General features: G+C 66.4%; 28 protein-coding genes. 11 read left to right on the forward strand and 17 right to left on the reverse strand.

All coding sequences use genetic code 11. The annotated features are described in order from the left end of the window. Positions 1-125: 125 nt before the first annotated feature. Positions 126-869, forward strand: a complete 744-nt coding sequence (locus G6N59_RS03395) for a helix-turn-helix domain-containing protein (RefSeq protein ID WP_138229406.1) — start codon at positions 126-128, stop codon at positions 867-869. 22 nt (positions 870-891) lie between these two features. On the opposite strand, the gene G6N59_RS03400 is transcribed toward G6N59_RS03395, so the two are convergent. From G6N59_RS03400 to G6N59_RS03420, 5 genes are read right to left on the reverse strand one after another with little or no spacing between them, the layout of a single operon-like run. Beyond that, positions 892-1,605, reverse strand: coding sequence for a hypothetical protein (locus G6N59_RS03400; RefSeq protein WP_163910909.1), 714 nt, complete (start codon positions 1,603-1,605; stop codon positions 892-894). Positions 1,606-1,631: 26 nt separating this feature from the next. Then, positions 1,632-2,024, reverse strand: a complete 393-nt coding sequence (locus tag G6N59_RS03405) for a hypothetical protein (protein ID WP_163910912.1) — start codon at positions 2,022-2,024, stop codon at positions 1,632-1,634. After that, positions 2,021-2,266 carry a hypothetical protein gene (locus G6N59_RS03410; protein WP_163910915.1) on the reverse strand — a complete coding sequence of 82 codons (246 nt, stop codon included), beginning with the start codon at positions 2,264-2,266 and terminating at the stop codon, positions 2,021-2,023. The genes G6N59_RS03405 and G6N59_RS03410 overlap by 4 nt, the downstream gene beginning before the upstream one ends. A gap of 16 nt (positions 2,267-2,282) precedes the next feature. Continuing rightward, on the reverse strand, positions 2,283-2,639 hold the full coding sequence (locus G6N59_RS03415) for a hypothetical protein (protein WP_163910918.1): 357 nt from the start codon (positions 2,637-2,639) through the stop codon (positions 2,283-2,285). Between the two features lie 21 nt (positions 2,640-2,660). Further along, the gene (locus tag G6N59_RS03420) at positions 2,661-3,233 is read right to left on the reverse strand and encodes an MspA family porin (protein ID WP_235678762.1); all 573 of its coding nucleotides are present in this window, start codon (positions 3,231-3,233) and stop codon (positions 2,661-2,663) included. Positions 3,234-4,386: 1,153 nt separating this feature from the next. On the opposite strand from G6N59_RS03420, the gene G6N59_RS03425 reads away from it, so the two are divergent. From G6N59_RS03425 to G6N59_RS03435, 3 genes are read left to right on the forward strand one after another with little or no spacing between them, the layout of a single operon-like run. Then, positions 4,387-5,784, forward strand: a complete 1,398-nt coding sequence (locus tag G6N59_RS03425) for an ammonium transporter (RefSeq protein ID WP_138230830.1) — start codon at positions 4,387-4,389, stop codon at positions 5,782-5,784. A 4-nt stretch (positions 5,785-5,788) separates the two neighbouring features. Continuing rightward, positions 5,789-6,127, forward strand: coding sequence for a P-II family nitrogen regulator (locus tag G6N59_RS03430; protein ID WP_138230831.1), 339 nt, complete (start codon positions 5,789-5,791; stop codon positions 6,125-6,127). A 53-nt stretch (positions 6,128-6,180) separates the two neighbouring features. Then, a complete protein-coding gene (locus tag G6N59_RS03435; protein WP_163910921.1) occupies positions 6,181-6,600 on the forward strand; it encodes a DUF732 domain-containing protein in 420 nt (139 codons plus the stop codon). A gap of 6 nt (positions 6,601-6,606) precedes the next feature. On the opposite strand, the gene G6N59_RS03440 is transcribed toward G6N59_RS03435, so the two are convergent. Together G6N59_RS03440 and G6N59_RS03445 are read right to left on the reverse strand one after the other, a co-directional pair. Then, complete coding sequence (locus tag G6N59_RS03440) at positions 6,607-7,371, reverse strand: L,D-transpeptidase (protein WP_407665809.1); 765 nt, start codon at positions 7,369-7,371, stop codon at positions 6,607-6,609. A gap of 90 nt (positions 7,372-7,461) precedes the next feature. Continuing rightward, positions 7,462-8,769: a DUF7159 family protein gene (locus G6N59_RS03445; protein ID WP_138230833.1), complete on the reverse strand. Its 1,308-nt coding sequence runs from the start codon at positions 8,767-8,769 to the stop codon at positions 7,462-7,464. A 382-nt stretch (positions 8,770-9,151) separates the two neighbouring features. On the opposite strand from G6N59_RS03445, the gene G6N59_RS03450 reads away from it, so the two are divergent. Then, positions 9,152-9,358 (forward strand): hypothetical protein, encoded by a 207-nt coding sequence (locus tag G6N59_RS03450; protein ID WP_138230834.1) that lies wholly within the window; start codon positions 9,152-9,154, stop codon positions 9,356-9,358. Between the two features lie 3 nt (positions 9,359-9,361). Here the strand turns inward: G6N59_RS03450 and G6N59_RS03455 are convergent, their stop codons facing one another. Next, positions 9,362-10,204: a cytochrome c biogenesis CcdA family protein gene (locus G6N59_RS03455; protein ID WP_138230835.1), complete on the reverse strand. Its 843-nt coding sequence runs from the start codon at positions 10,202-10,204 to the stop codon at positions 9,362-9,364. Then, positions 10,201-10,737, reverse strand: coding sequence for a redoxin domain-containing protein (locus G6N59_RS03460; protein ID WP_407665811.1), 537 nt, complete (start codon positions 10,735-10,737; stop codon positions 10,201-10,203). Before G6N59_RS03460 ends, G6N59_RS03455 begins: the two co-directional genes overlap by 4 nt. Before the next feature lie 159 nt (positions 10,738-10,896). Between G6N59_RS03460 and G6N59_RS03465 the strand changes: the two genes are divergently transcribed. Beyond that, a complete protein-coding gene (locus G6N59_RS03465) occupies positions 10,897-11,310 on the forward strand; it encodes a DUF6188 family protein (RefSeq protein WP_138230836.1) in 414 nt (137 codons plus the stop codon). Between the two features lie 13 nt (positions 11,311-11,323). Here G6N59_RS03465 and G6N59_RS03470 read toward each other — a convergent pair whose 3' ends face one another. Then, positions 11,324-13,267 (reverse strand): flavin-containing monooxygenase, encoded by a 1,944-nt coding sequence (locus tag G6N59_RS03470; RefSeq protein WP_234884261.1) that lies wholly within the window; start codon positions 13,265-13,267, stop codon positions 11,324-11,326. Positions 13,268-13,345: 78 nt separating this feature from the next. On the opposite strand from G6N59_RS03470, the gene G6N59_RS03475 reads away from it, so the two are divergent. After that, positions 13,346-14,629: a cytochrome P450 gene (locus tag G6N59_RS03475; protein ID WP_138230838.1), complete on the forward strand. Its 1,284-nt coding sequence runs from the start codon at positions 13,346-13,348 to the stop codon at positions 14,627-14,629. A 4-nt stretch (positions 14,630-14,633) separates the two neighbouring features. Here G6N59_RS03475 and G6N59_RS03480 read toward each other — a convergent pair whose 3' ends face one another. Next, the gene (locus G6N59_RS03480; RefSeq protein WP_138230839.1) at positions 14,634-15,017 is read right to left on the reverse strand and encodes a cupredoxin domain-containing protein; all 384 of its coding nucleotides are present in this window, start codon (positions 15,015-15,017) and stop codon (positions 14,634-14,636) included. Further along, the gene (locus G6N59_RS03485) at positions 15,014-15,922 is read right to left on the reverse strand and encodes a dienelactone hydrolase family protein (protein WP_138230840.1); all 909 of its coding nucleotides are present in this window, start codon (positions 15,920-15,922) and stop codon (positions 15,014-15,016) included. The genes G6N59_RS03480 and G6N59_RS03485 overlap by 4 nt, the downstream gene beginning before the upstream one ends. Positions 15,923-16,045: 123 nt before the next feature. Between G6N59_RS03485 and G6N59_RS03490 the strand changes: the two genes are divergently transcribed. Together G6N59_RS03490 and G6N59_RS03495 are read left to right on the forward strand one after the other, a co-directional pair. Next, positions 16,046-17,845 (forward strand): N-acyl-D-amino-acid deacylase family protein, encoded by a 1,800-nt coding sequence (locus G6N59_RS03490; RefSeq protein ID WP_138230841.1) that lies wholly within the window; start codon positions 16,046-16,048, stop codon positions 17,843-17,845. Then, positions 17,835-18,278, forward strand: a complete 444-nt coding sequence (locus tag G6N59_RS03495; protein ID WP_138230842.1) for a nuclear transport factor 2 family protein — start codon at positions 17,835-17,837, stop codon at positions 18,276-18,278. The genes G6N59_RS03490 and G6N59_RS03495 overlap by 11 nt, the downstream gene beginning before the upstream one ends. A 12-nt stretch (positions 18,279-18,290) precedes the next feature. Here G6N59_RS03495 and G6N59_RS03500 read toward each other — a convergent pair whose 3' ends face one another. Next, a complete protein-coding gene (locus tag G6N59_RS03500; protein WP_138230843.1) occupies positions 18,291-18,773 on the reverse strand; it encodes a carboxymuconolactone decarboxylase family protein in 483 nt (160 codons plus the stop codon). A gap of 130 nt (positions 18,774-18,903) precedes the next feature. After that, the gene (gene bfr, locus G6N59_RS03505) at positions 18,904-19,383 is read right to left on the reverse strand and encodes a bacterioferritin (protein WP_020100210.1); all 480 of its coding nucleotides are present in this window, start codon (positions 19,381-19,383) and stop codon (positions 18,904-18,906) included. Positions 19,384-19,654: 271 nt separating this feature from the next. On the opposite strand from bfr, the gene G6N59_RS03510 reads away from it, so the two are divergent. Both G6N59_RS03510 and G6N59_RS03515 read left to right on the forward strand, forming a co-directional pair. Beyond that, the gene (locus G6N59_RS03510) at positions 19,655-20,302 is read left to right on the forward strand and encodes a fatty-acid--CoA ligase (protein ID WP_138230844.1); all 648 of its coding nucleotides are present in this window, start codon (positions 19,655-19,657) and stop codon (positions 20,300-20,302) included. Further along, a complete protein-coding gene (locus tag G6N59_RS03515) occupies positions 20,302-20,490 on the forward strand; it encodes a (2Fe-2S)-binding protein (RefSeq protein ID WP_061001233.1) in 189 nt (62 codons plus the stop codon). Before G6N59_RS03510 ends, G6N59_RS03515 begins: the two co-directional genes overlap by 1 nt. Here the strand turns inward: G6N59_RS03515 and G6N59_RS03520 are convergent. From G6N59_RS03520 to G6N59_RS03530, 3 genes are read right to left on the reverse strand one after another with little or no spacing between them, the layout of a single operon-like run. Further along, a complete protein-coding gene (locus G6N59_RS03520) occupies positions 20,487-21,257 on the reverse strand; it encodes an enoyl-CoA hydratase/isomerase family protein (RefSeq protein WP_138230845.1) in 771 nt (256 codons plus the stop codon). The two genes, G6N59_RS03515 and G6N59_RS03520, sit on opposite strands and share 4 nt — an antisense overlap. Next, on the reverse strand, positions 21,254-21,961 hold the full coding sequence (locus G6N59_RS03525) for an EthD domain-containing protein (protein ID WP_138230846.1): 708 nt from the start codon (positions 21,959-21,961) through the stop codon (positions 21,254-21,256). The genes G6N59_RS03520 and G6N59_RS03525 overlap by 4 nt, the downstream gene beginning before the upstream one ends. A 12-nt stretch (positions 21,962-21,973) precedes the next feature. Beyond that, positions 21,974-22,597 (reverse strand): PaaI family thioesterase, encoded by a 624-nt coding sequence (locus G6N59_RS03530; RefSeq protein WP_138230847.1) that lies wholly within the window; start codon positions 22,595-22,597, stop codon positions 21,974-21,976. Positions 22,598-22,671: the final 74 nt, after the last annotated feature.

The following is a 22,671-nucleotide window of genomic DNA, read 5'->3' on the forward strand; positions in this document are numbered from 1 at the left end:
TCCATCAGGTAAGTGCCGCAATTACCTGACAGGTAGTCGCCACCGGGACGGGTAGCCGGGACACTTGGATCGTGACCGTCACCAGCGCCGCCCCGACCCACTCGCCGCAGCCCTTCGGAACGCTGATGCGGCAGTGGCGTCAGCGACGGCGCATCAGCCAGCTGGACCTGGCGATCGAGGCCGACGTGTCGGCGCGCCACCTCAGCTTCATCGAGACCGGCCGTTCGACACCGAGCCGGGCGATGGTGCTCAAACTCGGCACCGTGCTGAACGTCCCCGCACGAGAACAGAACCGGCTGCTGCTGGCCGCCGGGCACGCGCCGGTGTACGCCGAACGGTCACTCGACGATCCGGAGATGAGCGCCGTGCGCACCGGGATCGACCGCGTGCTCGCCGCGTACGAGCCCTTCCCGTGCCTGGCCGTCGACCATCTGTGGAACATCGTCGCAGGCAATGCCGGCATTGTCGTGCTGCTCGAGGGCGTGACGCCCACATTGCTGGAATCACCCAACGCCCTGCGCATTTCGCTACACCCGGACGGGCTGGCGCCGCGGATCCGCAATCTCGGGCAGTGGCGCCACCACGTGATCGGCCGGCTGCGCCGTGAAGTGGTGAGCAGCGCGTCGACCGAGCTTCACGACCTGTTGACCGAGATCGAGGCCTACCCCGGTGGCGACGTCGATTCGTCCGATCTCGGCGGCGTCGCAGTGCCACTGGAGATCGACGGCCCGGACGGCCAGGTGCTGACCTTCCTCAGCACCGTCACCACCTTCGGCACGGCACTGGACCTGACCGCCGCGGAACTGAGTATCGAGGCATTTCTGCCCGCCGACGATGTGACGGCGAATTCCCTCCGGCAGGTCGGGTAGCAATCCCCGACCTGGGTGTGCGTCAGGTCGTGGCGCTGGTGGTGGTGTTGTCGGTGCCTGTTGGTTTGGTGGTGGCGGTGACGGTCTGGTTCAGGGTTGCCACTGCGACGCTGGGGTCGCCGTCGGGGTTGGTTTTGCCGTCGGTCAGGTAGGCCTGCACGGCCACTGAGGATCCGGGTTTGAGTGCCCAGTCTGCGGCGGTGGGTACGAGCTTGTTGGTGGTGATGACGACCGAATGTGTTGCGCCGTCGCCGGTGAGGGCGCTCGCTGAGCCGCCCCACGATTTGCTCGGTGCGGTCGGATCGACCAGCGTCACCGAGGCCATACCGACGCTGGAGCCGCTGTAGGTCAGTTTCACCTTGATGGGCCGTGGCGGGCAGGCTGTTTGGCAGTCGGAGCTGTCGCCCTCTTGCCACACCGCGTCCACGCTCAGGGTGGCCCCGGAGCCCTGCGTCGCGACGCAGTAGCCGGTCGAGCTGTCGAAGGCCGATCCGGTCTGGCAGTGCTTGATGCCGACGGGCCCGGCAGGTCCGCACTTCTGGTACGCGGCAGGATCGCCGGGGACCGGAATGTAGGACGCGGTCCCCCCGCTGACGTTGGCTTCCGAGCAGGACTGCGCTGGAGCCTGCGGGAAGTCCGAGCTCGGTCGCGCGGCGGCGGGTGCCGCCATGACCAGGCAGGGCGCCGCCAGCGCTGCCGTGATGGCCCACCCGATTTTGGTTGCCGTGGTGTGCATTCCAGTCCCCTGTTCGCTGTCCGACGTCAACATCCGTCGCCGATCATGTCCATGGCCTTGGTCAACCGTGGTGCCGGTACGGCCATGTTGTTGTACCCGGGGTTCGCCGAATCCCAGCCGATCATGTAGCAGACACCCGGACCCACGACCAGATTGGCCGTCCAATTGTTCAGTGTCGGTTCGCATTTCGCGGTATCGATGTCACTGACCCGGATAGCGCGGTCGGGCTTTCCGGGTTCGTGCAGCCACTCGATCAGGTTTCCGAAATGCGGCAGCGTGCACGGCCCGGCTTGTGCCGACGTCGACGGCCCCGGTGACGACGACACTGGGGCTGGTGCGGCGTTGTGATGGCCGGAACAGCCGACGGCCAGGACGGCAACAACCGCCCCGGCCGCCGCTGCTCCGATTCGCGACCTCACGAAGCGGCAGGCACCTGCACCGGCGGCGGGCCCGACGGTGCCGGCTCCGGTGTCGATGTCGGCGTGGCCGCCGCCGGCTGCCCGGTGGCCGCCTCCAAGATCGGCGCCGGCTGCCCCGGCACCGCGGGCGCGGTGGTCGGTTGGGCCGATTCGGCGCCCGGTGCCGACTTGGGCGCCGCACCGCCCGGATCCTCGAGCGTGGGAACCTCCATGCCCGCCCCGATATTGGTACCCGGGGCCACCGTGGGCAGCGTCGGGTTAGCTCATACCGGCCCCGATCCGGTACCGCGTGCTGCTGGAGGTCAGCAGGTTCGCCTTGTTGGGACTGAGCCCCAAGGCGCTCCCAGGCAAGCCGTCAGCGTTCATGGCGGGGTCGACACTGGCCGCCGCCCGCACGCCACGAGCGTCGTACGCAGCCGGCGGCGGGCTGGTGATCCAGTTGGGCGCGAACGTGTAGCTACCCATGGTCGGGCTCACCGGCGTCGGTGGACCCGGAAACCACGGCAGCACCGGTGGGGCCGGTGGCTGCGCATCGGCCGCCCCCGGCGCCAGCGGTATCGCCAACAACCCGAGGATCGCGCCTAGCGCCTTGGGCCCTAGTCCATTGAGCGACATGATGATTCGAGTCTCCCTGCGTCAGATCTTGCTCGGGTCGCCGTAGATGGCGAACTCCGTGTGCGACTTGGCAGTCGAAATCCTCAGGTACGCGTAGGACCGAATGTTCACATCACCACCGCAGGCATCGGCCTTGATGTGGATGTTGTCGATGTCGAGCATGGCGGTGCCACTATCGGACAGCGCCATGTTCGCCAGCGGCAGATCAACGATCACACCGGGCTGGATCACGGTCTGGACGAAACCCGCCGCACCGATCGTGCCGCTGACCCCGGTAAACGGAAGCCCCGCAGAGCCCGAGGCACCACCGGTACCACCAAGCTGCAGACCGGTCGAAACGTCGGACTGGCAACCCAACTGGTACCCCAAGATGAAGATGCTGTCCGTGATCGGACTCGACCCACCGGAGGCGGTCGCCGTCCCCGAGGCCGTCACAAAGCCCTCCCGGGAGTTCACCGCCGCCGCCAGGTTCGGCACCGAGTTGATCGACTCATGATCGATCTTGATCTGCAAATGCCAGCCATCCCGGCTGACCTTGTCGTACACCTGCGGCGCCATCTCGGCCGGGTCGGCGTATGCCGGGGTGGCCTCCATCAAGCCGACAACGCAAACCGCTGCTGCAGCAACGGCAGCGATTCGCTTGGGAGACAGGGCGATTTGACCCATGAGAGACGGGACTGCCATGCGATGCCTCAGCTTTCGTCGCGGCCGAACGCGCCTGGTGCGCGTCCGGTCTTTGCCGCCAGATCATAAAGCCAAGCAATCGTTACTCCGGCGTTACCTGACGGTTTCTTAACGCTGAACAAACTTGGCGCAACGGATTCCGCTCGGCTGCCGGAGGTATAACGCACCTCAGATCCTAAATTCCTTGAATTCACTGTGCCTCACAGGAATATGCCAGCTACTCACAGTGGCCACACAGCTGCGCAGTTGGTACGAGCCTGACCGAGGCTTGACGCACAGGCGCCCGATGGATCTACCCTTGTGCACATAACCGCGCCGGCACCAGCAACATAGAGCCACACACCCACAAGGGAGCCTCCGACGGTCAACGCAGGCAAGACCCCACCGACAGATCCGCTCACCGACACAGAGCGCCGGACGGCGTGGCGGCTGGCCGCCACCATCGGCGTGGTGCTGACGATCACGGCGTCCGCGGTCGCATTCGGTGAGTCGACATCACGTCCAGCTCACTCGGATGGTCCCTGCATCACTGTCAGTGTCGCGAGCTCCATGGGTGGCAACGTTGAACATGCCTGCGGTGTCTCGGCGCGTAACACCTGCCAAACCGCCCGCCAGCAGCAAGATGCCCACTCGGTAGCCGTGCGGAAAGCCTGCGACGACGCCCACGTCTGGCCGTAATCCAGCCGCCGTGAGGCATACAACGGTAAGGTCGGCAATTCCGCCGAGCGGCGTCGCGAGACGTGGTCGACCTTCAAATATGGACTCGATTCAGCGACGAACACAAAGGCGTCGAAACCCGAGTTGGTGAGCCAAATACTCTATGGCCCAAGATATCTCGGCGCTGCTCCGCAGCCATACTGACATTGCGTACGCCGGCACCAACCGCGTGGCGGCTGGGAAATTCCCGACAATCAGCCGGGTAATTCCGGTGCTAAAGCTGAAGGCTTTGTCTCCGACAACTGAGAGATACAAAATTAACAATAGAATATCCATCCGAAACCATCCGGCGTGAGGATTTGGCGACCCAGCATTCGCGACATGTCAGCAATGAGAAGGCGGCCGCATGAATCCATACCCGGACTGGCTGAACTCGGGCGATAACACCTGGCAACTCGTCGCCGCGACGCTCGTGGGCCTGATGAGCATCCCGGGCATCGCCGTCCTCTATGCGGGCATCGTGCAGAAGAAGTGGGCCGTCAACACAATGCTGATGGCCTTCACCGGATTCGCACTCGTGCTGGTGGTCTGGGTGCTCTGGGGATTCAAGATGGGATTCGGCGAACCGGCGAAACTCGGACCCGGCATCCTGGAATCCGCTGTAGGCAAGCCGCGAAGCATCCTGGGCACCGCCAACCAGCACCAGGCCGTCATCCCGCTACTCGACGGCAGCATGCCGAAGTTCCGCTTCCCCGAGAGCACACTGGCCTACTTCCAATTCGTCTTCGCGGCGATCACCCCGCTGCTGTTCCTGGGCAGCGTCGTCGGCCGCATGAACTTCAAGGTGTGGCTGCTGTTCGTCCCGCTGTGGTCCACATTCGCCTACTCGATCAACGCCTTCCTCGTGTGGGGTGGCGGCTTCTGGGCGCAGGCGCACGCCGGGGCCAGTTCCCTGTTCAGCACCGGCGCGCTGGATTACTCCGGCGGCTACGTCATCCATCTGGCCGCCGGCGTCAGCGGCTTTGTGGCCGCTGCGGTGATCGGCCCCCGACTCAACCGCGACCGGGAACGTGCCGTGCCCAACAATCTGCCGATGGCGGCGGTCGGTGCGGGCCTGCTGTGGCTGGGGTGGAACGGATTCAACGGTGGCGACCCCTATTTCTCGGGCGCCAACGCCTCGCTCGCGGTGCTCAACACCAACCTCGCGACCGCGTGTGCACTGCTGACCTGGGTGCTGTGGGACATCTTCGCCAGCCGGGAGCGCAAGCCCACGTTCCTCGGGGCGATCAACGGAATGATCGCGGGTCTGGTGGGCATCACCCCCGCGGCCGGATTCGTGAACAGCTTCGGCGCGATGATCATCGGCGTCGTGGCCTCATCACTGGTGTGGATGTCCTGGAACTGGCTGGGCCGCACGAAGCTGCTCGCCAAGGTCGATGACACCCTCGGCGTGATCCACACCCATGGGGTGGCCGGTCTCGTCGGCGGCTTGCTGGTGGGCGTCCTGGCCGATCCCAACGTCATCGTCTACCTCGGAAATGGCAAGGACGTCAACGATGTCACGGCCGCAGGTTGGCTCTGGGGACACCACCCAGCACAAATCCTGGTGCAGCTGTGCGCCGCGTTGACCATCATCGTCTGGGATGCGTTGGTCACGTTCCTGATCCTGAAATTCCTCAGTCTGTTCATGAAGCTGCGCGCGCCGGAGGCCGAACTCGAGCTCGGCGACCTCGGCGTCCACCAAGAAGAGGCCTACCCCGACGAGAGTTTGGTCGGTGGCCGCATCGACACCGCGAAGGCATGACGATATGAAACTGATTACCGCTGTGGTCCAACCGTTCACGGTCTCGGACATCCACGACGCTGTCGACGGGACCGGAGTGCACGGCATGACGTCCACCGAAGTCCAGGGCTACGGGCGCCAGAAGGGCCATACCGAGGTATACCGCGGCGCGGAATACAAGGTCGAGTTCGTTCCCAAGTCCCGGGTGGAAATCGTGGTGGACGACGAACAGCTCGATGCGGTACTGACCGCTATCATGGGAGCGGCCCGGACCGGCAGAATCGGCGACGGAAAGATATGGGTCACCAACGTCGAAACCCTGATCCGGGTGCGCACCGGCGAGCAGGGCAGCGAGGCGCTCTGAGGAACGCCCACGCCGAATCGACCGCGTCCAGCCCCTTGCGTGAGGAGATCAGAATGCGGGTCCGTATACCTGCGCTATGTGCAATCGGGATCATCGCGTTCGCGGCTCCCGGAGTCGCGAACGCCGATACCCGCGACGACGATTTCGTGAACAATCTTGCCGGGCAAGGCATTACGGGAGATCCGGCCAAGCTGATTTCGACGGCCCACATGGTGTGCACCGCCGGCGCTCAGGCCGGTGCCGCGGTGCCGGCCGGTCTGGGCCGAATGCTGCCGATGGGCTACGTCCTCACGACGCTGCGTCTGAGCTACGGCCAGGACCTTCAGTTCGTCGACGCCGCGCGCGGCGCTTACTGCCCGGATCCGGCGGCGCCCGATGCTGTTCCCGCCCTCGCGGGCGTGCCGTCGGTTCCGGGTATGCCGCCGGTTCCGGCAATGGACAGGGTGACCTCGGCCCTGGGCGGCCTGAACTAAGGCCGCTCAGGCGTTGATGACGATCGGGTCGCCGACGTTCACCTGGTTGTAGTACCACGATGCGTTGTCGGTACTGAGGTTGATGCAGCCGTGACTGACGTTCGAATTGCCCTGCTGTGCAACGGACCACGGCGCGGCGTGCACGTAGACCCCGCCTGAGGTGACCCGCACCGCGTAGTAGACCGTCAGCTTGTAGCCCTCGGGGTCGTTGAGCGGGATGCCGATGGTCCGCGAGTCCATCACCACCGGATTCTCCTTGGACATCGCGGTGAACGAACCCACCGGAGTCGGGTGCTTGGGCTTGCCCATGGACGCCGGCATGGTCTTGACGACCTGGCCGTCGATGCTCACCGTGAAGGTGTGTCCACTGATGCTCGCGACGCCGAGCGTGGCCGAGCCGGTCTGGAAATTCTGTTTGAAGGCGCCGACCGACACCTTGACGGACGAATGCGCGGGCCAGTACGTGCTCGGCGTGAACTGCACCTTGTTGTCCGCCAGCCAGGCGAACGTCCCGGCGGGCGCCTTCGTCATCTTCGGCGACGAGAACTCGATGGTGCGCTCGGCGCGCCCCCGGTCTGCCACCGGCTGACCGAAGGTCACCGTGACGGGCATCCCGACACCGACCGCGTCTCCGCTGCCAGGCGTGATCATGGCGACCGGAAGAGACTCGGGCAGCGCCGCGACGGCAGCACCCACGGAGCCGCTCAGCATCATCACCGCAGACGCGGCAACGGCCAGCGCATAACGCACAGTTTTGGGCAAGGGATCCATCCTCAGGTCCGAGATACGTTCACTACATATCGTAGTTCGGCGCCGCCACTACTTTCGTTAGCCGCGCGCCGTTGCCGACCGTTGCGGCCGTTACTGCCGCGGCGCGGCGGGGTCTGCCGGCGGGGCGGCGTCAGCGGGCGACGCAGCCGCCGGAGCAGGGGCCTCGGCCGGCACCGCGACGACGACCGAATTGGGCGGGACCTCGGCCGGCGGAATGTCGGTGGCAGCGGGGGCCACGTCGGCTGCCGGCAGGCCCTCGGGGTGCGCCGCCGGGTCCGGTTCGACGACCGGGGCGGCCTGCGGCTCGATGATGGGCGCGTCAGACAGCGGCGCTTCGACCGGTGCCGACACCTCGGCCGATGGCTCGCCAGCAGGCACCCCGTGGACCGCCGCGGGCGCGGCCGGTCCCACTGCCTCCTCGGCAGCCGCGGGCCGCGGGCTCTTGGTGACGGATGTCGACGCGGCGCCGTGCGCGGGCAGGAACTGCAGCGTGACCGCCATCGACACGGACGCCACGAAGGCCGTCGACCCGACGGCCAGCATGGTGAGGGGCAGCGCGGGCGAAGTCGACAGCTGCTGCCAGCGGGACGATCCCGTCGACCGGTGCCGGCCGACCGGCATCACCGCTCGGCGCTCGAACGCATCGGCGGCCTCGAACGCGTCGAAGGTCGGGTCCCAGCCGTAGTCCTGGCCACTCCATTCGTCGGGGCGGGGGACGTCGCCGAAGTAGTACGGCTCGGACAGGTCGGAATCGCCTGTCCGCACGGACACCAGCGCCGCACCCCGGGCCAGCGCCAAATCCGCTTCCTCCGGGGTGAAGACCGGCACCGCGAGCGCGTCCTGCAGCCCCGGCAGAATGGCCTCGAAGTTCCCCGCGGAGCCGATGACCACCAGTGCCTCCGGCTGCCAGTCCGCGCGGGCGAAAACGGCGCTGAGCCAGCTGGTCAGCCCCGCCCGGGAGCCGACGGAGTGATTGACGGCCGTGTGGACGGCACCCGTGGCCGCATGCACGATCATGGTGATCGCAAATTCGGGCTCGATGGTGCACACCGCGGTCGTCCCACAGCCCAGGGCGTCGGCGATGCCGCGGGCCACCGCCTCATTCGCCTCCGGGAAGCGCACCGGCACCACGTTGTCGAACCCGGACTCCGACAGCGACCGCATCAGCATCGAGGCCTCGGCGTCGGCGTCGTCGCTCCACGTCAGGCCGATCGACTTGAGCCGCAGTCCGCGCGTCGCCGCCAGGGCCTCGCTGCGCAGCACGGCGGCGGTGGCGTCTTCGGAGTTCATGATCTCGACGGCGTCGTGGTCCATGGTGAATCCGTCGACGTCATTGCCCTCTACCAAGACCAGGCCCATGGACGACGGAGTCATGGCCAAACCGAGCACCGCGTCCACGCAAACAACCCCTTCAAAAACCGCTTGGCGGCGCCGCACGACCGGCGATGACGCGCGCTTCGGCGCGCGGAAACCACCGCGGAATCGCGGTGTGACAAGCCACCCTTTGACCGGTGACTTTACCCGTTACCTGGGCCACAGTGCACCCGTTCGCAGGTCACCGACCTGCGGTGATTTGCCAGCATCCGACGGCCCTGTGTTCAAACCGTTATCAGCATTTGCCACCTGGTGCGCAGCCGGTCGGCGTGGCCGGGGTGCGCGCCGGACGTTTGACGGCAGGCGGGCCGCGGTATCCAGTGGCCTAGTTGTGACCTGTCGCTGCGCAATCCTGTGATGGGGCCGCGCGAGAATTGTCGACAAGAACGGCCAGGAGGTCAGCATCATGACGGCACCGCCACTCACCCCGCCCACGATGGTCTCCCATGACGAGGTGGGCGTACACGTTCGCGGACTCGGCTGCTCCTATGCGACGTGCACCTGCGGTTGGACCGCGCGTCCCCGGCATCTGCGGGCCTCCGCCGAGCAGGACGCCTGGACACACTCCATCCAATCCGGCTGCGCACTGGCATTTCCCCTCGTCAACCGGTAACACTCAGCTGTCCTGGCGGCGGCGCCGGTTCCGGATACCGAGGATGACGGCAACGACGGCTGCCGTGCCTGCCGCAATGGCGATCGGCCACGGCCGCCGGTATGCCCACCCCGCGAGCTGCTGCTGAATCCGGCCGGCCCACGCGATCACCGGATCAACCCCGATACTCCCCCGCATCCGCAACTCATAGCCGCCGTAGTACGCGACGTACAGGCCCGCGATCACCAGCAGCACGCCGCCGACCATCGGCGCCCAGCGTGTCCAGCCCCGCAACCGGTCCGCGACCGCTGCGCCGGACACCACTGCCGTAACCGCCAGCACCCCGACGAGGGCGGCGAAGCCGGCGACGTACGCCCCCAGGTAGCCGACGGATGCGCCAATATCCTTGTCCCGCAACCCTATCCCGGTCACCGCCAGGAAGGGGGCAATGGTGCAGGACACCGAAACCAGCGCGTACGCGATCCCGTAGCCGAACATCGAACCGAGTCGTCCGTCGGGCGCCCCACGCGCCGCCGCCCCGGTCAATCGCAGTGACACCAGCGGCCGGTTCAGCACCTGCCCGATCCCGATGATCACCAACACCCCGCCGATCACGAGCGTGGCCACCGGCAGATATCGCTGCACCAGGTCGGCGACCGAAACAGCCAGCACGCCGAATCCTGCGAAGACCGTGGCGAATCCCAATGACATCACGACGGTCGCGGTGACGGCACGGACCAGCGCCGGGCCGGGTCCGGCGCGGCCGCCCTGCGCCACCAGCGCCAGATAGCCCGGCAACATCGCGAAACCGCACGGGTTCAGCGCGGCGACGACGCCGGCCACGAAGGCCAGCGACAGTCCGTTCACCTGGTCAATGCCGAAACCCGTTCGGCCAGTTCGGATTCCGACATGGCCGACGTCGGGTTGTTGACGAAGGTCGAGGAGCCGTCGGCCCGGTAGAAGACGTAGGCGGGTTGCCACGGCACCTGGTAACGCGCCCAGATCGCGCCGTCGGCGTCGTTGATGATCGGGAAGTTCAGCCCGTACTTGCCGGCAAACCCACTCATCGCGCCAGGGTCGGCGTGCGCCGCGATACCGACGAATGCCACATTGGGGTTGGCCGCCGCCACCGCATGTACGCCGGGGGCTTCGGCGTTGCAGAACGGACACCACGGCGTCCAGAACCACAACACCGCCGGCCGTCCGACGAGGCTGGCTCCGTTGAACGTGCCACCGCTGAGCAGGGTTCCGGTGAACTGCAACCGATCGTCGGCGCGAGCTTTCGGGACACTCACGCTGGTCAGGACCAGCAACATGAGCACCGCGACCATCATGGCGGCCGCGCGCCAGACCGGGACATGCCGCAGCCGGTACGTCGAAAGTGCTCCAACGGTGACCATTGTCCGTACCTCCAGTTCCACGCGGCCGGATGCGCCAGGCCTGGCGACTTGGCCGGTATCACAGACACGTACCCGGTACCGGCGGGGTTCACCCGCCGCGGCACCTATCTGTTCGTCACGCGATGTTGCGCACCAGCGCAGGTCGTAACACAGTGGGTTATGACCGAACAGTGGATTAAAGGATGCGCAGTGCAGCGGATCGGATTCCGCGACGGACTGGTGCTGAACCTCGAGGACTACAACGAGCTCGTCATCTCGGCACCCCTCGCCTTGACTCTGCCTGCCACCGAGACCGACCCGCAGGAAGTGGTCACGATCAATCCGGCCGACGTACGCAACCAGGAACGGCCCTTGTTCGATTTCGCCGGCCAGAAATGCACGCACGCCGAGTGGGACGACAACGGCAGCCTGCATTTGGCGTTCGCGGACGGACACCGGATCGACGTGCCCACCGACGAGGAGCACACCTCGTGGGAGCTCTACGGCAAGCGCCACGGCTACGCTGCGTGCCTGCCCCGCGGGCATGTGCGCGTGGTCCGGCATGACCTGCCTGACGACCAGTCGGTGAATTGAGCGCGTCCGCCCCTCACCCGAAGGTGTAGTCCTCCGGGTCCGCGTTGCGCGTCCAGGTCCAGTAGTCGACCAGACGCCACGGGCTGAGCGTGTAAACGTCGCCGTCGGCGTTCTTGTAGAACGAGTGCCGGATGGACGGCTGAGACCAGACCATGGTGCGCATCTCCGCCTGGCTGCGCCGCACCCAGTCGTCGAGCCGTTCCTGCCGGGCTTCCATCCACCGACCACGGCCGGCCAGCAGCAGGTCCAGACATGCCGAGATGTACCGCATCTGGCACTCCGAATGGAAGATCAGGCTGCCGCCGCTCGCGAGATTGGTGCCCGGTCCGTACATACAGAAGAAGTTCGGGAATCCGGGCACGGTGATGCCGAGATAGGCGGTCGGCCGTTCCCCCCACTGCTCGGCCAGCACGCGGCCGCCGCGCCCGACGACGGCCATGGGCCACAGCACCTTTCCGGCGTGGAACCCCGTGGCATAGACGATCACATCGGCGGGGTGCCGTTGCTCGTCGGCCGTGACGACCGCGTCACGTTCGATGCGTGCGATCGGCGTCCGGATGAGTTCGACGTGGTCCTGCGTGAGGGTGTGGAGCCAACTGCCGTTGTCCTGCAACGTCCGTTTGCCGGTCGCCGGGTAGTCCGGGATGACCTTGGCGAGCAGGTCCGGATTGTCACCGATCTGGCCTTTGATCCACTCGGTGAACATGATTCGCGTGACGTCGTTGATCTCGCTCACCGCACGCCCTTGATCGGGATAGTCAGGATCGACGCGGGCAGCGGCCAGGCCCTTGTCGCAGCCGGGCCAGAACAGCAGGAAACGGTACCAGCGGCCGTAGAACGGCAGGTGCTTCAGCGCCCACTTCACGCCGTCGCCGACTTTTCCGTGGTAGTTGGGGTTGGGGAACATCCATTGCGCCGTTCGCTGAAAGATGTTGAGCGAAGCAACTTTATCCGCGATGGACGGTGCGATCTGGAAGCCGCTGGCACCTGCGCCGACCATCGCGACGTGCTTTCCGGTGAGATCGACGTCGTGATCCCATTCGGCCGAATGGAAGGACGGCCCGTCGAACTCGTCGCGCCCCGGGATGGGCGGCAGATAAGGACGGTTGAGTTGCCCGACGGCACTGATGACCGCACGGGCCGACAGTGTCTCTGCCGCCCCATCCGGCCCGCGGACGGTCACCTGCCACGTCGCGGTCGCCTCATCCCAGGTGGCGCCGGTGACCTCGGTGTCGAACCGGACGTGCGGGCGGATTTCGTACTTGTCCAGGATGCGTTCGAAATACGCCTGCAGTTCGGGTTGTTCGGCGAAGAACTGCGTCCAATGATCACTGGGTTCAAAGCTGTAGCAGTAGAAGTGATTTCCCACGTCGACCCGGGCGCCCGGATATCTGTTGTGCCACCAGGTACCGCCGACACCGGCAGCGCGTTCGATGATGGTGAACCGAATCCCGGCCTCTTTCAGCCGGATCCCGGCGAGCAGTCCCGATTCGCCGCAGCCGATGACGAGCACCGGGAAATCCGCGGCCGATTCGGCGTCACCACCGGAAGCGTCAGTCGCCCGGACAGCCCGGGTATCCGTCCCGTCGAGCTCCATCTCCTCCAGCACCATCGGGACGTACTCGTCGGGCACCGGTTCGCAGACCAGCCACTCCATCATCTCCTTGAGCAGCTCGCCGCCGATGGGCTGCGGCTCGGGGCAGCCTCGGTCGCGGTAGTCCGCGATCACCGTCAGAGCCAGTGTGCGTACCGCCGCCTTGTCGTCCTCGGACATGTAGCCCTGGACCTCGTTGAGGAACAGCCCGGCAGGGCGCAGAGCACCGCGGATGAGCTCCGGATCACCCGACATGTGCACCAGCGACAGCATCAGCGTGGGGATGCTGACGTCCATCAGCGCCCGGGCGATTTCCTCATCGGAGGTCGTAAATGGTTGTCCTGCATGTCGGTTACGCACCATACGGACCTATCACGTTCGGCGGATTCTTCGCAGCCGATTCTGCCGCGCCACTGCCCGGCCGAGCCTTACGCTCCGACGATGGCCCTAGCGTTACTCGACAACGGCGCTCCGCCGGCTGACCTCGCCCTGTCCGACATCGACCTCGGTTCGGTCCGATTCTGGGGCCGGCGCGATGGGTTCCGGGACGCCGCGTTCGCCACGCTGCGGCGCGAAGCACCCATCTCCTTTCACACCGAGCTGACCCAGGAGGGGTTCGAACCGGGTCCGGGACACTGGGCGTTGACCCGCTACGACGACGTGTTCTTCGCCAGCCGCCACCCGCACATCTTCAGTTCCGCGGACGGCATCACGATCGCTGAGCAAACGCCCGAACTCGCCGAGTATTTCGGGTCGATGATCGTGATGGACGACCCGCGGCACACCCGGCTGCGCAATATCGTGCGCAGCGCATTCACCCCGAAGGTGGTGGCGCGGACCGAAGCGTCGGTGCGGAACCGGGCGCGCAGTCTGGTCGAGTCGATGATCGAGCGCCATCCGGACGGTCACGGTGACATCGTGGCCGACCTGGCGGGACCTCTGCCGTTGCAGATCATCTGCGACATGATGGGCATTCCGGAGCAGGATCACGAACGGATCTTCCACTGGACCAACATCATTCTCGGGTTCGGTGACCCCGATCTGACCACCGATTACGAGGAGTTCTTCCGCTGCGCCATGGATATCGGCGCCTATGCCACCGCTTTGGCCGACGATCGCCGCGTCAACCCCCACGACGACCTGACCACTGCCCTGGTACACGCCGAGGTGGACGGCGAGCGACTCACGTCGGGCGAGGTGGCGTCGTTCTTCATCCTGCTGGTCGTCGCGGGGAACGAGACCACGCGCAATGCGATCAGCCACGGGGTGCTGACCCTCAGCCGGTTCCCTGAGCAGCGCGACCAGTGGTGGGCCGACTATGACGCGGTGGCGCCCACCGCGGTCGAGGAGGTCATCCGCTGGGCCTCCCCCGTGGTCTACATGCGCCGCACCCTGACACAGGATTTCGAGCTGAGCGGCGTGAAAATGCAAGCCGGGCAGAAGGTTACGTTGTGGTACGGCTCGGCCAACCGGGACGAGGCGAAATTCGACCGACCCTGGCTGTTCGACGTGCACCGGAACCCCAATCCGCATGTGGGTTTCGGTGGCGGTGGCGCACACTTCTGCCTGGGTGCGAACCTGGCGCGCCGCGAGATCGCCGTGGCGTTCGAGGAGATCCACCGCCGTGTGCCGGACCTGACGGCCACCGACGAACCCGACCGGCTCTGGTCGCAGTTCATCCACGGCATCAAGCGCTTGCCGGTGAGTTGGACGCCGCCACGCTGACCGCTTACTGGACGATCAGCACTCCGACCATGCCGGGGTGATACACGCAGTAGTACGGGTAGCGACCCGGTGTCGTGGGAGCGCTGAAGGTCACCTGCGCATTGCCGCCGACCTTGACGTCGAATTGCCCCTTGACCTTCGACGTCACGGTATGCGCGACGTCGTCGCTGTTCACGACGGTGATCTTCGCGCCGGGCGACACGGTCAGCGGGTCACCGAAATTCAGCGCGGTGATGGTGATCGCCGGGCCCTGCACGGGGCCGGTCACCGGTACCGCGCTGACCGGCGGGGTGCTGTTCGGCGCCGGTGCCGGGCTCGAGCACCCCGCCCCCGCCCCGGTCGCCAGCGACATCGCCACGAGCACCGCCGATATCCGCGTCGCGGTCATGCCAGGTACCTCTCCAGCCAGGACTGCGTCTGCTGCCACGCATCGGCGGCCGCCGCGGCGTTGTACCGCGGACCCGAGTCATTGAAGAAGGCGTGATCGGCGTCGGGCTCCACAACGATCTGATGGGCCATGCCGGCCTGCTCCAGTGCCGCCGCTGCCGCGTCCTTACTGGATGTCACCCGCTCGTCCTTGGCGCCGTAAAACGCCAGCACCGCAGCCTGTTTCGAGCCCGCGAAGTCATGCGGGTCCGGCAGCGGCCCGTAGAACGGCAGCGCCGCCGCCAGCCTCGGCTCGCCGGCGGCCAGCAGCTGCCAGGTGAGCCCGCCGCCGAAGCAGAACCCGATGACCGCGAGCTTGACGCCGGGAGCCCGTCGCTGCAGCTCGTCGAGCCCCGAACGCAGGTCGGCGACGAACTGGTCCGGAGGGATCTTGCCCAGTGCCGCAGTGGCTTCCGCGGGATCTTTGAATGCGGCGGTGCCTCCCTGCGCCGACAGGAGATCAATGCCCAGTGCCGAGTACCCCGTGCCGCCGAAGCGGCCGACGACCGACCGGACCCAGTCGTTCAGGCCCTTGTTCTCGTGGATCACCAATACCGCGCCGCGAGGCTGGGCGGCCCCGGCCCACGCCCCCTGCAGCTTGTCGTCGGCCCAGGTGATCGGCGCAGGCTGCACGGCGTTCTCCAGACCAGGCGGAGGGCCGGGCTCGATCGACGGCTTGCTTGCCGTTGTCGACGTCGTGGCCGCGGTCGGACCGCGACTCTCGCCGCATGCGGCGATCAGGGCGGTCGCGGCCGCGGTGCCCACGCCCAACAGCGCGAGCCTGCGCATGGCTTCCCGGCGGGACAGCAACCCGTCGACATGGTCGGTGGCGATTTCCTCGGCGATATACCGCTGCAAGGGGGTCACCCGAGTCAGTATCCGCCCTGATCCTGAGCGACGTCCCAGGTTTCCCCTGGACGAGTAGACAATGTTACGAAAGTGTTCACTTTTCCATTGACAGCGGCCTGAGCGGCACGCTTCTATAGCTAGGTGACCTCTGCAACGACGTTCGACACGATCATTCGCAACGGGCGCTGGTTCGACGGAACCGGTGCGCCTGCTGCCGTCCGGGACATCGGAATTCGCGCCGGGCACGTGGTGGAGATCGGGGTGGACCTGGACGAGGCCGGATGCTCGAACGTCGTCGACGCCACCGGCAAGTGGGTGACCCCCGGCCTGCTGGACATCCACACGCACTACGACGTCGAGGTCCTCGCCGGCCCCGGCCTGGCCGAGTCGCTGCGGCACGGCGTGACCACGGTGATGCTGGGTTCGTGTTCCCTCTCGACCGTGCACGTCGGCGGTGAAGACGCCGGTGACCTGTTCGGCCGCGTGGAGGCCATCCCGCGCGATCACGTCATCGCCGCTGTCGACGAGAACAAGACCTGGGACACCGCAGAGGGTTACGTCACCGCACTCGAAGATCGCCCACTCGGGCCGAACGTGGCCGCGTTCATCGGCCATTCCGACATGCGCACCGCCGTCATGGGTCTGGACCGCGCGACCCGCAAGGATGTCCGCCCGACGCGCGGGGAGCAGGCCGAGATGGAACAGATGCTCGCGGCCGCGCTGCAGGCCGGCTTCGTCGGAATGTCTTCGCAACAGCTGCTTTTCGACAAGATCGACGGCGACACCTGCCGGTCGCGCACCCTGCCGTCGACCTATGCCAGGGCACGCGAACTGCGCCGGCTCAAGACGCAGCTGCGGCGCTCGGGCCGCATCCTGCAGTCCGGCCCGGACCTGCAGAATCCGCTGAACCTGGTGTCCCAGTTGGCCCAGTCGCTCGGCCTGTTCCGGGAGAACCTCAAGACCAGCCTGCTCTCCGCGGCCGACATCAAGGCCAACCCCTATGCCATCACCATCATGGGGCCGATTGCCCGGCTGGTGAACAAGCTCGGCGGGAACTTCCGGTGGCAACATCTGCCGGTGCCGTTCGAGGTCTACGCCGACGGCATCGACCTCGTGGTGTTCGAGGAATTCGGTTCCGGCGCAGCGGCTCTGCACCTGCGCGACGAGGTCGAGCGCAACGAGCTGATGCGAAACGACGACTACCGCCGCCAGTTCCGCAAGGACTACGAGAAGAAGTTCGGCGTCCGGGTGTGGCACCGTGACTTCTTCGACGCCGAGATCGTCGGCTGCCCCGACGAATCCCTGGCCGGCAAGACCTTCGGCCAGGTCGGCGTCGAGCGCGGCCTGCACCCGGTGGACGCCTTCCTGGATCTGGTACTCGAGTACGGCCGCGATCTCCGTTGGCGCACAACAATTTCCAACCACCGCCCCGAGGTGCTGAAGAAGCTGGCCCGCGATCCCGGCATCCAGCTCGGCTTCTCCGATGCCGGCGCACACCTGCGGAACATGGCGTTCTACAACATGGGCCTGCGCCTGCTACGGCACGTGCGCGACGCCGAACGCGCCGGAACTCCCTTCTTGACCGTCGAGCAGGCCGTTCATCGACTGACCGGCGAGCTCGCGGACTGGTACCGCCTGGACGCCGGACATCTGCGCGTCGGCGACCGGGCCGACCTGGTCGTCATCGACCCCGAGCGCCTGGACGCTTCGCTGGACGCCTACGCCGAGGATCCCGTCGAGCAGTACGGCGGACTGTCCCGCATGGTCAACCGCAACGACGCCACCGTCGCCGCGGTGTTCGTCAGTGGCCAGCAGGTGATCCGAGACGGCGTGCCGACCGAACTGGTGGGCACCACCCGTACCGGCCGCTTCCTGCGGTTCGCCCGTCAGACCCCAGCTCTGCCCGTCGTCAAGGAAGGTGAATTCGCCAGTGTCGGTTGAAGATACGATCCACGGTTTGTGGCAGGCGCTGTCCGCGCGGGACTGGGAACGGTTGACGGACTTCGTATCCGACGACTGCATCTACCTGGACATGCCGGTCGGCCCGGCCGCCGCCGCCCGCGGGCCCGAGGACATCGTGAAGCGCCTCAAGATCGGGCTGGAACCGCTGGCCTCCTATGAGAACTTCGACGGTCTGCTGCTGACCAACGGCGCCGACGCCATGTACGAGCATCACGAGGAATGGCATTGGGAGACCGGGGAATCCGCGGTACTCAAGTTCGTCACGGTGCACCGCGTGGAGAACGGCAAGGTGACGTTGTGGAAGGACTACTGGGACATGAGCGCGCTGTCCAACTTCGCGCCGCCGTCCTGGCTGGAGAACTTCGCGACCGCTGACATGTCGTGGATTTTCGACGCGACGGGCCTGGTCTGACCGCCGCGCCGCTCAGAGGGTGATCTTGCAGGCCTGACCGATGTCGAGGGTGCGCAGCATCCGGCCCATGCCGAGCCACATGGCACACGACAGCGCCAGGTCGGTCAACAACTCGTCGCTGAAATGCTCTGCGGCGCGGGCCCAGAAGTCTTCGTCGTCGCGCAGGCCGGTGTGATCGGTGGCGAAGCGGTAGGCGAACTCGGCCGCGATGCGCTCCTGGTCGGAGTAGCCGGGCCAGGTCTGCCAGACGCCCGCGTGGTCGTAGAGGTCCTCGTCGACGCCGGCCCCGGGACCCGCTGCGTCACGCGTGTTCTGACACGTCACGCATTCGTTGTCGAGCGCGATCACCGCGCGCGCCAGTTCGCGAACACGTAAGGGCAAGCGGCCCTTGGTGTACACCGCGTGGGTGAAACCCGCCATGGCCGTAGCGATGTCGGGTGACTTGACCACCCAGGCGGTTACGTCTTCGTCGGTGAAATCTCCGATTCGGCTCACTTTTCGCACGCTACGCCAAGACTGAAACAAGTTCTAGTTTTTTCCGCGATGAATCCGTGACGCCGCACGTCACGCCGACGAGAACGGCCCCGCCCCGAAAGCGGGCGAGGCCGTGATCGAGGAGGCCGGGCTATGACGGCGGGCGCGACACGCACTGGGCCGCGTAGAGCTGCTCGCCGAGCTTGTCCATCAACTCCAGCTGGGTTTCCAGGTAGTCGATGTGGCCTTCCTCGTCGGCCAGGATGGCCTCGAAGATGTTGGCACTGGTGGCATCGCCCTTCTCGCGGCACATGATGATGCCCGGCTTCAGCCGCGTGACCACTTCGTACTCGATGGCCAGGTCAGCCTCGAACTGCTCGCGCAGCGTCTGCCCGACGCGCAGCGAGAACAGCCGCTGGTAATTGGGCAGGCCATCCAGCAGCAGAATGCGATCGGTGAGGGTTTCCGCATGGCGCATTTCCTCGAACGACTCTTCACGAGTGTGCTTCGCCAATTCGGTGAAGCCCCAATTGTCCTGCATTTTGGAGTGCAAGAAGTACTGGTTGATCGCGGTGAGTTCACTGGTCAATTGCTCGTTGAGCAATTTGAGGATTTCGGGGTCGCCTTGCATTTCGGCTCCTAAACACCATCGGGGCTGGGTCAAGTGTCACGGGCGCGGAACAGCATCGCGCCTTGTGCCAACCTAGTGCAGCCGCCCCTTGCCGGCGACCAGATCGCCCCGCGTTTCCGCCTCGATTCCGCCGCGTCATCCGGATTTCCCGATCCGCGACTCCGCCGCTGGCCAGCAGCCATGGACTGGCTGCCCTAAGTAAGGTTAGACTGCACTAACCGCCGCGGGCCGTCCGTCCGCGGTACCCAGCGACCCCGGAATGGCAGGACCGATGAGCGAGCAGCCGTTGCACTCGCTGATTCTTGCCGCCGATTATCGCGTCGACGACGTGGAAGCGATGTGGCTGCGACTGAAGTCGCACCGATCGATTCTGACGGAGCTCTCGGCACACCACGTCGTCGTGTATTCGTCCCTGTGGGAACCGGGGCGCGTATTGGCCACCGTCGGTATTCACAATGCGAATTCTGTGCGCGAAGTCCTGCGGTCACCCGCGATATTCGAATTCTTCGATGCGTCCGGCGTGGACGACATCCCGGCGGTTTTCGCCGGTGAGGTGGTCGAAAAGATCGAGCTGGCCGAACCGCCGCCAGGCGAGCATGCCGTCGCGTCCGTCGTCGTCGGTGTCGTCACCGCCGTCGAGGACGTGCCCGCCCTGATGGACAAGGTGCACGATGCGGCCGGCCGCTTCCGGGATGCCGGTGTGTGCAAGGTCTGGGTGTACCGGGCCTTCGATGACGGCCACGAGGTGCTGATCCTGCAGCAGATCGAGAGCGAAGCCGCTGCGCGCCGCTGGATCGATCACCCCGATGCGGCCGCGGAATGGATGTCCGCGGCCGGCTTCGGCGTCTATCCGACGGTTTTCGTGGGCACCCTGGCCCACCTCACGTCGGTCGAGTCGTTCGACGAGGAGGCCGGCTGATGTTCGTCTGCCTCTGCACCGGAGTGACCAGCCAGGTCGTGACCGAGCTGGTAGCCGACGGCGCGACCACCTCGAAGCAGATCGCCGAGAAGTGCGGTGCGGGCCTGGACTGCGGCCGCTGCCGCCGGACGGTGCGGGCCATCATCGAAGCGGCCCGCACCGACTGCCCGGTACATAAAGCGGGTTAGCTCTTACGCCCCACGAACGCGCTCAGCGCGTCGGCGTTGGCAGCACCACCGAGCAACTCGGCGAACTGGCCGGACTCCCGTTGCGTCGCCGCGACGATCGCGTCACGGGTCGGCTCGACCATTGCGTGCTTGACGGCCATCAGGCTCGAAAGCGGCCGCGACGCAATGATTTCCGCATGCCTGCGAGCTTCCGGCAGCAGGTCGTCGGGCGCACACACGCGCCACACCAGACCCATGCGGAGGGCCTCGTCGGCGCTCACCCATTCCGACGACAGCAGCAGCCAGGCCGCGTTCTGGCGGCCCATCAACCGCGGCAACAGGTATGACGACGCCGCCTCCGATGCCACCCCCAAGCTGGTGAACGGGCATTTGAGCCGCGCGGTCGTCGACATGAACGCCAGATCGGCGTAGCCGAGGATGGTGGTGCCGATTCCCAGACCGACCCCGTTCACCGCACAGATCAACGGCTTCGGGAACGCCGTCAGCGCCTCGATCAGCCCGGGAAAGCCGTACTCCCCCATCTGATATTCGGGGTTGGTGACCATCTCCTGCATCTCGACGAGGTCGTTGCCCGCGCTGAAGGCCCGGCCGGCACCGGTGAGCAGGACGACCGAGACCTCAGGATCGGCCGCAGCCTCCGTCAACGCGATCGTGGTGGCGTCGTACAGCGCCTCGCTGAAAGCGTTGAGCGCGTCGGGCCGGTTCAGGGTCAGGGTGCGCACCCGGTTGGTGTCGTCGATCTGAACGAGCGCGGCGGGGTCGGTCACAGGTTGTCTCCAAACGGGTTTCGCATGATGTAGCGGCTGGTGGGCACGGTGTCCACGTTGACGTTGGCGCCGAAGGCCGACGTGCTCGCGGCCATCTTGCCCGCGCGGTCGGCCAGGTCAGCGTCGTCGGCGGCCCCGAAGAAGGCGTGCAGGCTGGCGGTCGCCTCGATGGGGAACAACTCCTCGACAATGGCACCGAGCTGCGGGGCATCGGGCGTGAGCGACCGGACCACCGCGTTCTGCGTGTAACCGAACGTGGACTGGGTGTCGATGGCGAGCTGAGTGTGGTCAACGTGCCAGCGGCGGAACCACTCCCGTTCGTCCATCCCGTCCGGGCGGCGCAGGAGTGCCACGTTGGCGAGGCCGGTGGTGCGTTCGCCGAGGACAATCGCCGGACCGGCCATCGGGACCGACTCGGTCACCAGATAGGCGGCCAACTCGGTGCACTCTGCGCGCAGCCGCTCCAGTACCGCGGTCATCTGCGCGCCGTAGTACTGCTGGGTCCACACGCTGATCACCGCCACCACCGGCGGGTCGAGCGTGGTCAACAACATGAGCGAGTCCCGGACCGCGGCGTCTTTGACGTTGACCGCCAGGCCGGGCACGCCCAGCACCAGCAACTCATCGGCGACCTCGGTGCGCAGCCGCTCACACCAGGCGTCATCCGCAGCATCACGCCGCAGCGTGACCATGACCTTCTCCATGGAACCTCCCGGTCAGTCCCGCGCCCAGCGCGGGGTGATGAACACGCCCTCGGCCTCGACCGTGATGCCCTCGGCATCGGCGATGTGCCCGACGGCGTACGTCTTGATGCCTTCGGTCCGGACGATGCGAGCCTCTGTGTGCAGAGCGCCGAGCCGCGTCATCCGCCGATAGCGCGTGGTGAGCGTGCCGGTCAGCCGCGGCCGGCCCGGCAGGCTCGCCCCCTCACCCAGCACATGGTCGAGGATCATCGCCGATACTCCGCCGTGCACGTGCCCCGGCGGACCTTCGTACGCGGCGCCGAGATGGAAGTCGGCAGACACGCTGCCGTCCTCGGCCCGGATCAGGTCCACCGGCGGGGCGATCGGGTTGCGAACCCCGATCACGGCGTTGCCCCAAGGCATTTCGCTGCCCTGCGCCCCGAACCGGACGCCGAACGAACCCTCGAGCTGGTTGGCCCGCAGCCGGGCGGTGGCAGCGTCGATCTCGGCCCTGACCGACGCAACGGTGTCGGCGGCCGTCTCCGTCCGGACGGTGGCGTCGATCAGCTCGCGCACCGACTGCGTCAACGGTTCATAGATGGCCCGCAGCCGCGCAACCTCGTCGGCGCTGAGCCTCGGCAAGATGTCCTCGAGCACCCTTGAACTAGAACACGTTCTAATCACACTGTCGAGGGTGGGGGTCGGTTCCGGACCGACAGCAAGGAGCTCGG

It is taken from the genome of Mycolicibacterium aubagnense, from assembly GCF_010730955.1.
GTDB lineage: Bacteria > Actinomycetota > Actinomycetes > Mycobacteriales > Mycobacteriaceae > Mycobacterium > Mycobacterium aubagnense.

What these genes read in the sequence shown, in the direction of transcription:
- G6N59_RS03395 (WP_138229406.1), top strand. Translation starts at nt 126, where the DNA reads ATGCGGCAGTGGCGTCAGCGACGGCGCATCAGCCAGCTGGACCTGGCG.
- G6N59_RS03400 (WP_163910909.1), bottom strand. Translation starts at nt 1,605, where the DNA reads ATGCACACCACGGCAACCAAAATCGGGTGGGCCATCACGGCAGCGCTG.
- G6N59_RS03415 (WP_163910918.1), bottom strand. Translation starts at nt 2,639, where the DNA reads ATGTCGCTCAATGGACTAGGGCCCAAGGCGCTAGGCGCGATCCTCGGG.
- G6N59_RS03420 (WP_235678762.1), bottom strand. Translation starts at nt 3,233, where the DNA reads ATGGAGGCCACCCCGGCATACGCCGACCCGGCCGAGATGGCGCCGCAG.
- G6N59_RS03425 (WP_138230830.1), top strand. Translation starts at nt 4,387, where the DNA reads ATGAATCCATACCCGGACTGGCTGAACTCGGGCGATAACACCTGGCAA.
- G6N59_RS03430 (WP_138230831.1), top strand. Translation starts at nt 5,789, where the DNA reads ATGAAACTGATTACCGCTGTGGTCCAACCGTTCACGGTCTCGGACATC.
- G6N59_RS03435 (WP_163910921.1), top strand. Translation starts at nt 6,181, where the DNA reads ATGCGGGTCCGTATACCTGCGCTATGTGCAATCGGGATCATCGCGTTC.
- G6N59_RS03440 (WP_407665809.1), bottom strand. Translation starts at nt 7,371, where the DNA reads ATGGATCCCTTGCCCAAAACTGTGCGTTATGCGCTGGCCGTTGCCGCG.
- G6N59_RS03450 (WP_138230834.1), top strand. Translation starts at nt 9,152, where the DNA reads ATGACGGCACCGCCACTCACCCCGCCCACGATGGTCTCCCATGACGAG.
- G6N59_RS03460 (WP_407665811.1), bottom strand. Translation starts at nt 10,737, where the DNA reads ATGGTCACCGTTGGAGCACTTTCGACGTACCGGCTGCGGCATGTCCCG.
- G6N59_RS03465 (WP_138230836.1), top strand. Translation starts at nt 10,897, where the DNA reads ATGACCGAACAGTGGATTAAAGGATGCGCAGTGCAGCGGATCGGATTC.
- G6N59_RS03470 (WP_234884261.1), bottom strand. Translation starts at nt 13,267, where the DNA reads ATGGTGCGTAACCGACATGCAGGACAACCATTTACGACCTCCGATGAG.
- G6N59_RS03475 (WP_138230838.1), top strand. Translation starts at nt 13,346, where the DNA reads ATGGCCCTAGCGTTACTCGACAACGGCGCTCCGCCGGCTGACCTCGCC.
- G6N59_RS03480 (WP_138230839.1), bottom strand. Translation starts at nt 15,017, where the DNA reads ATGACCGCGACGCGGATATCGGCGGTGCTCGTGGCGATGTCGCTGGCG.
- bfr (WP_020100210.1), bottom strand. Translation starts at nt 19,383, where the DNA reads ATGCAAGGCGACCCCGAAATCCTCAAATTGCTCAACGAGCAATTGACC.
- G6N59_RS03510 (WP_138230844.1), top strand. Translation starts at nt 19,655, where the DNA reads ATGAGCGAGCAGCCGTTGCACTCGCTGATTCTTGCCGCCGATTATCGC.
- G6N59_RS03515 (WP_061001233.1), top strand. Translation starts at nt 20,302, where the DNA reads ATGTTCGTCTGCCTCTGCACCGGAGTGACCAGCCAGGTCGTGACCGAG.
- G6N59_RS03525 (WP_138230846.1), bottom strand. Translation starts at nt 21,961, where the DNA reads ATGGAGAAGGTCATGGTCACGCTGCGGCGTGATGCTGCGGATGACGCC.